General features: G+C 49.5%; 9 protein-coding genes. 1 reads left to right on the forward strand and 8 read right to left on the reverse strand.

The annotated features are described in order from the left end of the window. Window positions 1-20: 20 nt before the first annotated feature. The 3 genes from M3194_RS04530 to M3194_RS04540 form a co-directional block, all read right to left on the reverse strand. Window positions 21-1,652 carry an ABC transporter substrate-binding protein gene (locus tag M3194_RS04530; RefSeq protein ID WP_251651880.1) on the reverse strand — a complete coding sequence of 544 codons (1,632 nt, stop codon included), beginning with the start codon at window positions 1,650-1,652 and terminating at the stop codon, window positions 21-23. Window positions 1,653-1,948: 296 nt separating this feature from the next. Beyond that, window positions 1,949-4,228: a helix-turn-helix domain-containing protein gene (locus M3194_RS04535; protein WP_251651882.1), complete on the reverse strand. Its 2,280-nt coding sequence runs from the start codon at window positions 4,226-4,228 to the stop codon at window positions 1,949-1,951. 172 nt (window positions 4,229-4,400) lie between these two features. Then, window positions 4,401-5,843, reverse strand: coding sequence for a DHA2 family efflux MFS transporter permease subunit (locus tag M3194_RS04540; RefSeq protein ID WP_251652140.1), 1,443 nt, complete (start codon window positions 5,841-5,843; stop codon window positions 4,401-4,403). A gap of 277 nt (window positions 5,844-6,120) precedes the next feature. Here M3194_RS04540 and M3194_RS04545 point away from each other — a divergent pair, with 277 nt between their 5' ends. Further along, window positions 6,121-6,717 (forward strand): TetR/AcrR family transcriptional regulator, encoded by a 597-nt coding sequence (locus M3194_RS04545; RefSeq protein ID WP_251651884.1) that lies wholly within the window; start codon window positions 6,121-6,123, stop codon window positions 6,715-6,717. Window positions 6,718-6,810: 93 nt separating this feature from the next. Here M3194_RS04545 and M3194_RS04550 read toward each other — a convergent pair whose 3' ends face one another. The 5 genes from M3194_RS04550 to M3194_RS04570 form a co-directional block, all read right to left on the reverse strand. Further along, entirely contained in the window at window positions 6,811-7,839 is a 1,029-nt protein-coding gene (locus tag M3194_RS04550; RefSeq protein ID WP_251651886.1) for a LacI family DNA-binding transcriptional regulator, read from the reverse strand. Between the two features lie 205 nt (window positions 7,840-8,044). Continuing rightward, window positions 8,045-10,804: a beta-galactosidase gene (locus tag M3194_RS04555; protein ID WP_251651887.1), complete on the reverse strand. Its 2,760-nt coding sequence runs from the start codon at window positions 10,802-10,804 to the stop codon at window positions 8,045-8,047. Window positions 10,805-10,834: 30 nt separating this feature from the next. Further along, window positions 10,835-12,229: a glycoside hydrolase family 30 protein gene (locus M3194_RS04560; protein WP_251651888.1), complete on the reverse strand. Its 1,395-nt coding sequence runs from the start codon at window positions 12,227-12,229 to the stop codon at window positions 10,835-10,837. Window positions 12,230-12,474: 245 nt separating this feature from the next. Next, complete coding sequence (locus M3194_RS04565; protein ID WP_251651889.1) at window positions 12,475-12,828, reverse strand: hypothetical protein; 354 nt, start codon at window positions 12,826-12,828, stop codon at window positions 12,475-12,477. A 109-nt stretch (window positions 12,829-12,937) separates the two neighbouring features. After that, on the reverse strand, window positions 12,938-14,032 hold the full coding sequence (locus M3194_RS04570) for a copper amine oxidase N-terminal domain-containing protein (RefSeq protein WP_251651890.1): 1,095 nt from the start codon (window positions 14,030-14,032) through the stop codon (window positions 12,938-12,940). Window positions 14,033-14,158 lie beyond the last annotated feature (126 nt).

The raw sequence follows: 14,158 nt of genomic DNA on the forward strand, positions 1-14,158 counted from the left end.
TGCCGGCTTCCTGCAGCCTATTATTGCTTTTTGTAATCGTCGTAATATTTCTGCATAATTTCAAGGTTTTGCTTCAGGCCGGCTTTCTCGCTTTCCTTCACGTAGCCGTCCCATTCCCCTTCGATGCCGCCTTTTGTTACCCATTTCGCAAAGTTGGTATTCGCCAGGTTCATTACGTTTGTATTGTTAAGCCCCATCGTGCTGTTTTCGGCACTCGAGTATTTCAGGAAGCCCGGGAACACGTCATTATCGACATCAATCGTAACCGCGTCGATTGGCTTGGATTGCTCCAGCACCTCCTGCATATCTTTGCCGAGCGTCAGCTGAAGGGTATCCGGAATGTAGAAAGCCCCGTTATCCGCCATGGTCGATGTCCATTTCCAAGTACCCGGATCCATCTTCGCATCGGCAGGCGGAAGAACGCTGTAGCTGCCGTCACCGTTATCCTTAATGTTTGGTCCGAGGGAGCCGAACAGCACCTGCATACCCATATCCGGTGCATACAGCTCATTGATAAACCGCATAACGGCTTCCTTGTTTTTCGATTTGGCCGACATTACGATTTGGTTAACCCCGTAGTTCAAGGAGTTGTAATCATAGCTCCAGGACACATGGCTATCCGCTGTGGCCTTAAGCGGCGACATCGAGGTATACTGCGGCGCAAGCTGCTCCCCGAACCGGTCGGAAGCGACCCACCCCATCGTGAAGCCAACCTTCGCCGTATCCCCTTCTCCGCGGGCAACCGACTGGAATTTCGTATAATCATGCGTGAATACTTCCGGATTAATGAGGCCGGCTTTATAAAGCTTGTTCAGGAAGATCACCAGCGATTTGTAACGCTCATCCACCAGATAGTTCTTCACGACGCCGTCTTCCACAAAATAACCCTGCGGGCTGCCATCGGTCAGAGTCATGCCCGTTCCGCTCAGCAGGTAAGCCGCGTTGAAGTAGCCCCCGATTCCGCCCGGCCAGTCCATTGGAATCTCGTCGTTAGGATCGCCGTTGCCGTTAGCATCCTTTTCCTTGAATGCGACAAGCACATCATACAGCTCATCCCAGGTTGTCGGCATGCTTAAGCCCAGGTTATCAAGCCACTTCTGATTAATGTATTGGCGCGTAGCCGTTGAAGGCCAATAGCGCTGGTATTTCGGAAGGCCATAAATTTTGCCGTCCGGCTGCTCGGCGATCTTCTTCGTCTCCGGCTTTGCGTCAAACATCGCCATAACGTTTGGCGCCTGATCCAGCATGCCGGACAGATCCTGGAACAATCCCTGGAACTGCGCCATATCGGCATCCGTAATGACGTTAGGACCAATGAAGAGATCCGGCACATCGCCGCTTGCCAGCATCGTTCCCTTCTTCTGATCCCAGTCGGCCGTAATTTCCTGCCATTCGATCTCAACGCCGGCTTTCTCTTCAACCTGCTGCAGCCATTCCATATCCTTTAGCGGTTTAGTCAGAGGATGCTTTGTCATAATAGCTGTCAGCTTGACCTTCTTGCCGCTGTCGGCACCGCTGGTGGCAGAGCTATTTGTCGCCTCACTACCGCTGCCCGTATTGCCGCCATTATTTCCGCCCGAATTGCTGCACGCCGACATAATCGTTGTTGCAGCGAGCATGACGGTGATGAAGCTGACTACCTTTTTTCGCATGAAATTGCCCCCTCATTTCAAATGATTAGCTGGCAGCCGCATCTCTTTCGATGAGCTGATCCGGAACAACTGCCGTCCGGTATAACCACACTAATCGCTTCCGCATCAAGCCGTATACGTACAGTTTTCGAAAGGTCGACATTTTTTGAAAGCGTTTAACTAAAGGATCCTGAAAACGCTTCAATTACTGCCCATTCAATTATTGTAGATGTTCAAAAATCGTAAACAGCAGCGCAGCAAAAAACAAAGCCCGCCGATTGATTCGGCAGGCTTGCTTGCGGCTGCAGTAGCACATGTCAAGAGATGAGCTTGTGGGTCTCTCTATATTGACCCGGCGTTGTGCCTACGATTTTTTTGAAGCAGCGGATAAAGCTTGACGTATTGGAGAAGCCCGTCTGCTGAGAAATGCCTTCCAGGGTCTGGTCTGTCGTTCTCAGCAGCTGAATGGAGGTTTGGATGCGGAATATATCGATGTACTCTTTAAAATTCTGACCCATCGTTTTCTTGAAGTGATGGCTGAAGTTCGAAGGCGACATGGAAAAATGATCGGCAATCAGCTGAAGGGAGAAATCGGGAATTAAACCCTTCTGCTCGATAAACACTGTCATCTCATCCTGGGAAGCGTTCCTAACCTGCGGAAGCGTATTCTGAATCATGCGGCATAGCCTGTCGCAGCTGTCCCGAATAATGTCCGCCATCTGCTCGACCGTATACCGGAATTGATACGCCGTATCCGTCAGCCGGAGCAAATCGTCATCTTCCGGACTAAATCGCTGCAAGCCGTTAAGCAGAGCGCTGACCGTATTGATGTAGACGCTTCTGACCATATGCGGCGGCATTCCTTCGCTTCTCAACTGGGTAACAATACGCTCGGTAATCGACCGGACGGATCCGGCGTCGTTTTTCAGAATGACAAGCTCCAGAGATTGCAGCAGCTCCGCGTAATAAGAGACCGTTCCGGACTTTGGCGTATGAAGCTCATCAAAGACGATAACCGGACTGCCTCCCCGCAGCTGCTGATGCTCGGTTGCCCTTACAGCCTGCAGATAGGCTACATGAATAGCCTCCGTCCGATCGGGCTTGCTGGCTATTCCAATGCCGATCAAGATCTTCGCGCCGGTCTGTTCCTCCAGCTCCAGCCTGATCTCCGCCAGAAACTGCTTCATATTAAAATCGGCTTCATGAGAGCAGACGTAGATCATTTCATGGCTGTAAATGCTCTTCAGGAAATAGCCCGCTACCGCTTGCGGCTGCGAAGTCTCCATGGATCGCAAGCATTCTACTACCTTACAGTCCATCGCTTCATCCGTCTTCGAGGACTCAACGGACAAGACGGCAACGGCAACCGCTTCGTGTGGGAAAGCAATGCCGTAACCAGCCGCCTGCTGCATGAAAGCTTCATCATTGCCCGCTTTGCCGCTGACCAGCTCGAGCAGCATGTTATCCCGAAGCACCGGCATGGTCTGCTTTACCCTGGCATCAAGAGAGCTGTTCGCCGATACCAGCTCGCCAAGCGCAAACCGGATCATCTCAAATTCATTCATCGGCTTCCGCCCGGCGGGCTCAAACAGGTTGGCCGCGAAATCAACAATGCGTTTGATCGGCTGATAGTTCCGGCGGATGGAGATATAGATGATCAGAAACTCCAAGAGCAGCATCATGCCGATCATCGCGATCGTATTGCGTTGAATCGCCTGAATGCCCTGCAGCATCTCCGTTACGGGCAGGACGCTGACATATTGCCAGCCGTTCTTGTCAGACACGGTGTGCGAAATAATATAGGAGCTTCCGTCCTTCTCATAAAAACCCGCTCCCTTGCCGTTCTTCGCAAGACCGCCAAGAAAGCTCTGAACTTCATCGGTCGGGATATATGCTCCCTTGCTTGAAGTAAGCAGCGGATGTCCTTCTCCGTCTAATATAAAAAAGTCGCCGCTGTACATCTCGGACATAGAGTTTAGCATCCGGATAATCGTATCTTCGCGTACCATAATCAGCACGGCTCCCGGCGTCTCATAGCCGCCAATCGGAAGCGGAAGGGCGAAGGTAAGCATACGGACATGGTTGCTTCCCGGGATGATGACATCCTCCACCGGTCTCACCGTTGGTCCCTTGAGACTGCCTAGTTCGCTGAACATATCAGGCCAGTCTTTATAGTAATAACCAATGCCCGGCTTGCTGAAGTCGCCTGTATTGTAAGCGCTTCCTGTTTTGGCGAACAAATAACCCATACTTTCAATATAAAGCAGGGTGTTGTCGATAAATCCGTCCGTGGCATTATATTTCCGCATTTCATTTGCAATTTGCACCCGCTGATAATCGTTGTCTTCGGTGTTGTACAATTTGATCTCCCGGTTCTTCAGCAGCTCGAACGGCAAATTGTATACATAACGCGTAAACGTATCCAGCGATGTCTTCACTTGCTCCGTAAGATGCGTGTTCCAGTCCATCTCCTTCTGCTTAACGACCGCTGTTGAATGTGGATAATAGTAAGCTAATATAATCAGCAGCGGAAACAGCAGCACAAGAAAGTAAGAAACGAGATGCTGGATAAGCAAGTTCATACGGCTTCTTTTCATCGGAATGCCACCTTTCGACCCGGCCAAACGGAAAGGATGGGAAAAGCCTCAATAATTGCTTTATTATACCACTTGGATCTGCGGCAGACTACGGTCGAAAGCAGCAAATGTCATCATTTTACAGACAAAAAAAGAGCCGCCTGGCGGCAGCTCCTATACTCCTTCTAACAGCTTACATATTAGCTTCTTGAACCTTCATATTTGATGCCGCAGCCGGCTGTTTTTCTTCCGAAGCCTGCGCAACCCGTTTAAGGAAGAAGGTCAGAATCAGGCCAACCACGCCGATTCCCACGATAACCAGATAAGAATCGTTCATGCCGCTGATCGTGGCATTCGTAATCATCTGCTGCTGGGTAACGCCTTCCGTTGCGCCAGATGCCATGGCATCTTGCAGATGGGATTTCGTTTGCGTGGTCAGAATCGTAACGAGAAGCGATGTACCCACCGCACCGGCTACCTGTCTGATCGTATTGGAAATGGCCGTGCCGTGTGCATTCAGGCGGTTAGGCAATTGGTTGAGACCCGCCGTCTGCACGGGCATCATCAACAGTGCCATGCCAATACGGCGGCCAGTCGACATCAGAACCAAATACGTGTAGCTGGTAGTATCCGTCAAATTGATAAAGCCAAGAGTCGTGACGATGACGATAATCATGCCGGAAACGGACAGCCATTTGGCTCCGAACTTATCGAACAATTTACCCGTCACGGGCATCAGGAAGCCCATGATAAGCGCGCCCGGAAGCAGAAGCAGGCCCGATTCCATCGCCGTGTAGCCGCGTGCATTTTGCAGATACAGAGGCAGCAGCATCATATCCGCATACATAATCATGGTGATGGCGATGTTGATGAACGTGGTTAAGGAATACATATTGAATTTGAATACCCGCAGATCAAGAAGCGGATTGCTCGACACCAGCTGCCGCCAAACAAACAGCACCAGAGCGACGAGACCCCCGATAATCGACAGCAGTACTTCTGCGCTCTCCCAGCCTGCGCTGGCTGCACGGCTGAAGCCATACAGCATGGCGCCAAAGCCAACGGTGGACAACACTACGCTAATCACATCGATCTTCGGATTCGAACGTTCCGATACATTCGTAAGGAAGACAAATCCGCAAATGATAACAATTACCGCAAACGGGATCATGCCGTAGAACATCATTTCCCATTTGTAATTCTCCATGACCCAGCCAGCAAGAGTTGGGCCAATTGCCGGAGCGAAGATGATCGCGAAACCAACCATCCCCATTGCGCCGCCCCGCTTCTCCGGAGGGAACAGAGTTAAGATGACCGTCATCAGAAGCGGCATGATAATGCCCGCGCCGGCTGCTTGAATCAAGCGCCCGATCAGCAATACGTTAAAATCTGTTGCAATGGCGGATACGATGGTACCTGCCAGGAAAAGAATCATCGAAGTCTGGAACAGCTCCCGCGTCGTAAATCTCTGCATGAGAAAGGCCGTAATAGGAATCAAGATACCGTTAACCAACATGTAGCCCGTTGTCAGCCATTGGACGGTAGCAGCCGAGATGCCAAAATCATTCATTAATTCAGGGCCGGCTACACTCATGATTGTTTGGTTCAGCGTCGCAATAAAGGCACCCAATATCATAACAAATAAAATAGGCCCTTTTTTGACAGAACCGTATGCTTCTTTACTCAACCGCTCCATCCTTCTTTCTTGTCTCTCTAGACTAAATTTACAACGTGTCGTATAGTGAACATTGTATAAATTAAATTATAGCTTGATGCGCACTCTTTACAAGCAACGATTCCAAGCAAAAGTGTAAATTAGTAGACACATTCTGAATTATTGTAGTTTTTGTAAAGAAAATAATACAGTCGAACCAAAAATGTAGTTTACTAGTAAAGGAAAGGAATGTAAGCAAATGGATAAAACGACAACAAAGACGGATCCCCGGGTCCTGCGGACGCGCCAGCTGCTAAGAGATGCCTTCGTGGAGCTGCTGGAAGAGATGGATATCGAGAAAATCTCGGTGAATAAGCTGGCCGAGCGAGCTACGATTAACCGGGTAACCTTTTACCTGCATTATAAGGATATCCCGGATATGCTGGAGAAGATGGCTGACGACATGATATCCGACATTCATCTAGTCCTTGACCGATCCGCTATAAAATCCGAGTCGCCCGAGGTCATCAATACAACCATGCTGGTCAAACTGCTTGAACATATTGCGGATCATTCGAAATTTTACAAGGTCATTCTGGCCTCCCAACGCACCACCATCTTTACGGAACGGTTATTGAGGATGCTGACCGGGCTCATCTCGGAGGGAATCGACCAGCGCGGCAGCCATTCCTACGTGGCGAAAGCCAATATTCAGAAGGATATCGCGATATGGTACAGCTCCGCCGCCCTGATCGGTACGATTGTGTCCTGGCTCCGGGCGGACTTGCCTTATTCCCCGGTATTTCTAGCCAAGCAATTCCTCCTGCTGCGCACGCTATCGGAGCAAAAAGAATGAGACAACGATTGCGAAAAAGTAAGCCGCCCTCAACCTGGGAATACTACATTCAGGTGAGGGCGGCTTAATGTGTCGTGCTTATTTATGGACTATTTATGGATTAAATGGCTTTGTGCTTTGTCTCACAATTAACTCCGGTTCGAGAGAATAAAGCTTCTTGACCTTTTCCTTGTTCATAAGATCCCGAAGCACCCGCACCGCCGTACGTCCCAGATTATTCGCCTGCTGCGAAACGGTCGTAAGCTCAGGGATGACATGATGGGCGAGCGGAATATCGTCAAATCCAACAATGGAAATATCCTCCGGCACTCGGAGTCCCTTCTCAACGGCAGCCTTCAGCGCACCGATGGCGGTAAAATCATTTACGCAGCATACAGCCGTAGGCCGGTCTTTCAGCCCAAGCAGGGCTTCCATCTGTTCTCTTCCCGAATCTACCGAGAAGCTGTCCGGCAAGATCCAGTCTTCCCTAACCGTTAATCCGGCGTCCTTCAACGTTTTCTTGTAGGCCCGAATCTTAACGGAGGTTGTTGACATGTGACTTTGTCCGCCGATAAAGCCAATCTTCGTATGGCCGATGTCGATCAGATGCTTGACGGCAAGCACGGTGCCCGCATATTCATCCGTTACTACGCGCGTAATGCCGGAGTCCTTCAAATTACCGTTAACGAGCACCATCGGAATCTTTTGCGAATGCTCTACCACCTCTTGAATCAAGGCAGGGCTGCAATCCTTCAAATTGATCCGCCCGCCCATGAACAAAATACCGTCCACCCGCTTCTCCTGCATGATGGTCAGATACTCGGATTCTTTATCGTGAAGACCTATCGAATTGCATAGAAAAAAAGTATGGCCGGATTCTCTGCCCTCTTGCTCTGCGCCAGAGAATACTTCAGGGAAGAAAGGGTTCGTAATATCCGGTAAAATGATGCCAATAATCCCCGTTTCTTTCTTCAGCAAGCTTCTCGCGTTCGCATTCGGCTGAAACTGATATTTCTGCATAATCGCTTCGATCTTTTCCCGCGTTGAAGCGCGTACGGGAGCCGTATCATTAAGCACGCGCGAGACCGTAGCTACAGAGACCTTGGCTTCTTTCGCTATATCGTATACAGTCACTTGCTTCATCTTATAGGTTCTCCTCTAGAACAGCTTATATATTTGAAATTATACCAAAGTTAGTTTACTAATGAAACGGATTTCAAAGGCGACTTCGCTCGTTTTTTGTAAACGGTTTCAATCGTAATGGAAAAAGACCGCTGCCTGTCATGATCCATTCATATTAATGAACATCATCCCAAGCAGCGGTTTTATTTCAACTTGACAACACGATTTATAGAATAGGAATCCAGCGTTTGGCGGACTGCTGATCATACAGCAGGCGTACCTTGGACGGGCTTGCTCCGTTCTCGTCAAACAAGACAAGCTCATTGCGGTCCTTCAGCCACGCCATCGGAATCTTGTAATCCTCTTGAGGACCAACCTGCCAATAACGGCCCAAGTTAATGCCGTTCAGCCACAGGGTTCCTTTGCTCATGCCGGTCAAACGCAGCTTAAGCTTGGCATTCACTTCCTCGGGAAGCGCCGGCTTATCGAACTGCGCCGTATGCCACACCGGCACTCCCGTGCCGCCGGAATATGCCTGACGGTTAAGCTTGCCGACATCGGCAATACGCCAACCGTTCAGCTCCTTCGCCGATGAAGAGACTAGCAGCTCCAGCCTTTGCAGCGGCGACTTCACATAAGCCATCTCGATTACGTTCTGGCCAGCCTGCAGGTAATCCGAAATATCCAGCGTATGATGCAGGAACCAATCCTGATAGCCCTCGATCTTGATTTCCTTGCCATTGACGCTGAGCTTCCCGCTAATGGCACCAACCAGTACCGCGCGGTCATAGCCGCTTTCCATAACAAAGGTTTTGCGAATTGTGCTGCCGCCTGCAAGTCGATTTACCTCATTAAGTTGAAGCGTTGCTTCTTCGTGCTTCCAATCTACGAGCAGATCAATGGATTGTCCGGCCGCATAGACCGCCCCGGAAATCCCTTTGACTTCACCCAGGAATGGCGAGAAGTTCAGTCTGCCCATATTCTGTACCAGAATCTGCAGGCGGTTCTTGCTGTCAGGCGTTACCTGCACCTCTACGGCTGCTGCGCCCACCTTTTGCACAAGCGCCTGCTGCACGCCGTTAACGTACACTCTGGCCGTGTCTTCAAGTCTGGAGATTACGAGGTTCGTTACGCTCTCGTTCCCTGCTTCAAATTCGCACTCGTAGAGCAGGTGCCCATAGGGCTGACCAAGCTCGGAGAAGGCTTTAGGCTGAGCCGCTTCCTGGCCTTGTGCTGCCGATAGCTCGCAAGCCTCTGAGCTCCATTGCCCAATGGCCGGCGCTTGCAAATATACATATGGAGCAAGCTCTTGCTCCGGAACGCTACCCCAATTCCCCAGAAGAACCGGCTGCGCATCATTATCCTGCAGAGCTGCGCGGAATGTACCGTCAGCCAGCAGATCAAAGTCTGCATAACCAATCGCCCATTGCGCACCGCTCTTGCCGGCAATCCGCCAAGCCCGGTCCGCGCTGTCTTTATTGATAGCTACGATCCGGTAAGGCTTGCCGCCAATAGTCAGCTGAACGAATTGAGCCTCCTGGAAATGACAGAGGTCAAGAATGACCTTGCTGCCGTTATGAAGAAGCTGCTGTCTTCTAACCCCGTCATCCTGGACCTGAATCGGCTGCTCGGAATCCAGTTCTATATACGAGCGCTGGCCATTCTCTGCATAAACGATAAGCGTGTGCTGGCCGTCGATCAGCTCGTTAGCGATCAGATAAGTATTGCAGGTCAAATGTACGCCCGGTTCAAGCTGCAGTCTGTCGATGACCGGCACGATGGCATTGGGGCCAACCGTAACCGGAATAGTCCTGCCGCCCGGCAAGGTGATACTTGTTGTTTCCCGCTCGTCCTTCGAGCTCTCGACGAACCAGATCCGTTCATTCCCTCGTTCGCGGACGCGTGCGGAGAAGCCTTGAGGAAGCGCAGCGGAAGCAGCATCTCCTTCGACGGCATTCAGCAGGGCGCTGCCTATTGCCGTGACAAAGTACGAGAGGCGTTTGGCCGTGTGATATTTATCCGTAACGCGACCGTATTCACTAAGCGGTGCATCATAGTCGTACGAAGTCACCATAAAGATATCGCTGGCGCCTACCGTACGTCCGCCGTAACCGCCAAAGTTCGTCCCGCCGAAGAACATATAGTGGCTGATGCCGGTAAAACCGGCGCGCAGCGATTCCAGCATTCTTTTCTCATACAAGGACGCTGTCTTCTGCGTTGCGGAAGAGGCCCCCCAATGCTCAAACCAGCCGGTCCAAAATTCGGTGACGATCTTTGGCGTATCCGGCTGCTTCTCAACCAGGTTCTTATAATGATGATCCGCGCCTGACCAGAAGTTCGCCCCTTCAACCGTGCCTTCGGCACCGCCTACACAGGTGATCAGCGGCACCGTTACGCCCCGTTCCAGCATCGCGTCTCTTAAATGAAGCATATAATCGCGCGCGATTTCATCATTGGCCAAATAACCGTATTCATTCTCCACTTGAACGAGAATAACCGAGCCGCCTTCACCAATCTCGCGCTTGCGAATAATGGGAATAATCCGGTCCATATAACGGTCAACGTAAGTCAGGTACAGCTCGTCATAGGTCCGGAATTTCATGTCCTTCTTCGTATTCAGCCAATAAGGGAATCCTCCGAAATCCCATTCTGCGCATATAAACGGACCTGGACGGGCAATAACCCATAGTCCCAATTCATGGCAAAGGTCCAGGAATGCGCCGCAATCATTGTTGCCTTCAAAGCTCCACATGCCTTCTTCCGGTTCATGAACATTCCAGGCAAAGTAAGTATCTACGCAGTTCATGCCCGCAAGCTTGGCCTTCACAAGCACTTCGCGCCATTCTTCCTTAGGCATCCGGAAATAATGAATAGCCGCGCTGTTAAGGAACACCTGCTCACCGTTAATGTTGTAGCTGAATGAGTTATATTGCACGGCCGTATTCTTATGTGGTAATCCATTCGTTTGCGGGATCGTTTCCTGCATCTGAAGTGTTCCTCCCTTTGTTCGAATCGTTCATATGGCTATATTCGATATGACCACAGTCGTTATCGACTGCGCCTCTAGATTTAACGTAAACTTGTTACTGTGCAAAGACAGCTCGGATTCGAACAGATTGTCGCGCTCCGTTGTCCGGTAGACTTTGGCTGTTGTACCTTCCGTCTTGAAGGTGCTTAGGTCATAAGCCGCCTGTCGCTGATTGCCAGGGTTATGTGCCACAACCGTAAGTAATCTGCTGGCCGAATCATAAGCCGCAACGGAATTCGGGTCATCGGTAAACAAAATACGGCTGCCCGGGCGGATAAACTTGCTGAATTGAGCCATCGCGTAATATTGCTTTGTCATTTCGTATTGGCTGTCGCCATGACTGAAATCGGAGTGGATAAATCCCCAGTTATTCTGGGCGCTTTCGTCCTCAACGGCCTGCCAATACACCCAAGCAGCGGGCTGCAGCAGACGAAGATCGTTGACGATCCTTTCGGCAAGCTCCATCACGCAGCTCATATCCTCATGATTATGAGGCTCGGTGCCCCCGGTCCCGTACTCCGACATCCATAGCTTTTTCCCCTTCGCTTGCGCGAGCTCACGAAGCTCATCAAGTCCGATGCCGGTATAGGTGTGCGTGTTAATTTGAGAGATGCTGTTAAAGGTCTCCTCATCATAGCCATGCAGCATTTCGAGCGTTTCATCCACGCTGTTCTCGTCGGGAGCGCTGACTGCCGTTCCGCTCAAGCCCTTTAATAGAAGAGATTGAGCCGTTGCCTTCATGATTTCCATCTGTTTATCGAGTGAAAAATGAGCACCTTCTTGAATATTGCCCTTCTTCCACCAGTTTGAGGCAGGCTCATTTAACGGATTAAGCGTCCGGAAGGTAATGCCGTGCGCTTCCTTGTAGTGCTTGACTACTTCCGTCAAATAATCCGCGAATAGTTCGTAACAATCTTCCCTTAGATTATTGCCGCCATCAACGGCCCCCGTTACAGATCCGCTTATAGTCATCCAGTATGGAGGCGAATTCGAGAATGCTTCCGCAATATCAGCCCCGCGCTGCATGGCCGCAAGCATCACCTTCCGCTGTCCTTCGTCAGCCTGCCAGTTCCAAATGCCCTTCTCCGGTTGAAATCCCGGAACATCGCCGCCTGGACGCAGCGTGTTAGGCTGAATGGACGGATTTTCCCCGCCGCCGATATTGTACCGAATGATGTTTAAGCCCAGACCTTTGTCCGCGTCAAAGATGAGATCCATTACCTCATCCAGCTTCTCCTGACTGCTCCACCTGCCGATAATGTGCCCCCACCAGGCAAGCGAAGTACCCCAGCCTTCAAAGCCGTCATAGCCATCGCCAGGCTTGATCTGAATCAAGGTTTCATCGTTCATCTGTCCGTTATTTTTTCTGTTTGTGCCGTTCATAAGTCCTCCTGTTCCAGCCAAATCTGAAACCTATTTCATGAAACGGGTTTCATAACTGCTGAAAAATGAATACCCTTTGACGGGTATTGGTAAGTATGGATCTCATTTGAAAAGGCTTACAATAATCTGGTATTAATTATATTCCCGCCTCAATATTACTGTCAACAGTTGTTTAATATCTTAAAGTTCTCAATAAAAATAGCAGAGTCTGCCCCAATTTGGGACAGCTCTGCCGCTTAGGCTCTCTAGTACGTTCTTACCCAATCAAAGGATCTGCATACAAACGAAAAGGTATCATACTCCTCTTCTTTCACGCTGAAGCTTATATTCTCGAGTTGATCAACGGAAATATCCTGAATTTTAATATCTAGCCGAATCGCTCCCTGGAAGCTGCCTATCTGTAGATCCTTCACGTCTTCAAACGTAATGATTAATTGGGGTCCTTCTTCAACTATCGGCAGGGTAGTAAGTGTTACAACTAAGTTATCCGTCAATAGTCCCCTTTCATTCTGATAGCGAAGCAGATTAAAGGATTGAATGTAGCAAAGCTTGTAATGCTTCTGATAGAAGCTTTGTATGCGATCCGCCGTATGTTTCATTTCGGGATAGCCTCCTTATAAAAACATATGATATCTAGCATAACGAAAAAGGCCATCCGTGTAGATGGCCAAAACGACTAACTTTCACGACTAACTTTCCCTTTATCCGTTAACTTAGTTTGCCGTCTTCGATTTTACCTCTTATCTCATTGGCCAGCTGCTGATCGTAAGCAAGTTGAGGGTGAAGGGCAATACCCTTGGAGAGAATGATTAACCCTTTACTATAGTAAACCTTCATACGCAATGGCTCGGCAATCGCTCGAAGCGGAACAAATGCGCGGCCATTTTGGACCTCATACCTGTTCTTCGCGTCTTTCAGATTAAAGACAAGCTTACGCGACGGCATGTATTCCAAGGACGCATGTCGAATCGTTATCTCTTCCCGCTTCTTATCATATTGGACGGTAGCCCCTAAAGCATGCGAAATAAAGACCAACGGCACGTAAGTGACGCCTTTCCTTATGTATGGCGCGACTTTCGAGTTTGATGAATCCACCGCTTGCAGCCCGCCAAAGACTAAGGCCTTAGGTTTATTTATTATCAGTCCAATCGAATTATTCATAAGCTCCGTTACTTGGTCGGAGCATCCTTCATCCTTCTTATAGAGATCGATATAATCCGTAATAATAGCAATAGCCTCTTGACGAATATCTTTAACGAGGTTTTTATCGGCCAGCACTCTCTCCAGATAACAGTAACTTAGATCAAACGAATCCTGCGATTTAGCAAGAGCGTTTATCAACGCTACGGTCATACTTTTGGGCAGAGATTCACTAGCTAATCCAATCCAATACGTGTCCGGCTCCAAATAATGATCCAACACCTTCAGATACCCGAGTACAAATAGCTCGTCTCCGCGAAGGAGTTTAATATTGAGCTCGCTTGCCGGCTTTCCATATACGGCTTTCGAGTATTGATTCACAATATCGCGTTCATTCCAGCTGTAGCTGGAATAGATGGCGTTCATCACTGCCGCCTTCTGATCAAGCGGATTTTTTTCCGCTGCCAGAAACTCGGCAATCTCCGTGCTAAATCCCGACTTGTGCGCTTTGGCTACGATATCAAGATCGAGATAAGCTTTATAGAAGGTAGTCGAGGTGACGGGAGAATCCGCAAACGCCTTTTTCTCTCCTAGGTTCATTGCTGCCAGAAGCAATATGAATGACAGAAGAATGGCCAGGTTTCTTTTTATAACCGTGTTCATTATCCAGCTCCTTTATCGATTCTTAGAAACAAGAAATCTTATTTACCAAATAGTTGATGACATAGATCAGTACAAAAAAAGCCCCAACCCATACGACGGATAATATGGCCAGGGAAATACCCAACC

The organism is Paenibacillus glycanilyticus (assembly GCF_023715145.1).
Lineage (GTDB): Bacteria > Bacillota > Bacilli > Paenibacillales > Paenibacillaceae > Pristimantibacillus > Pristimantibacillus glycanilyticus_A.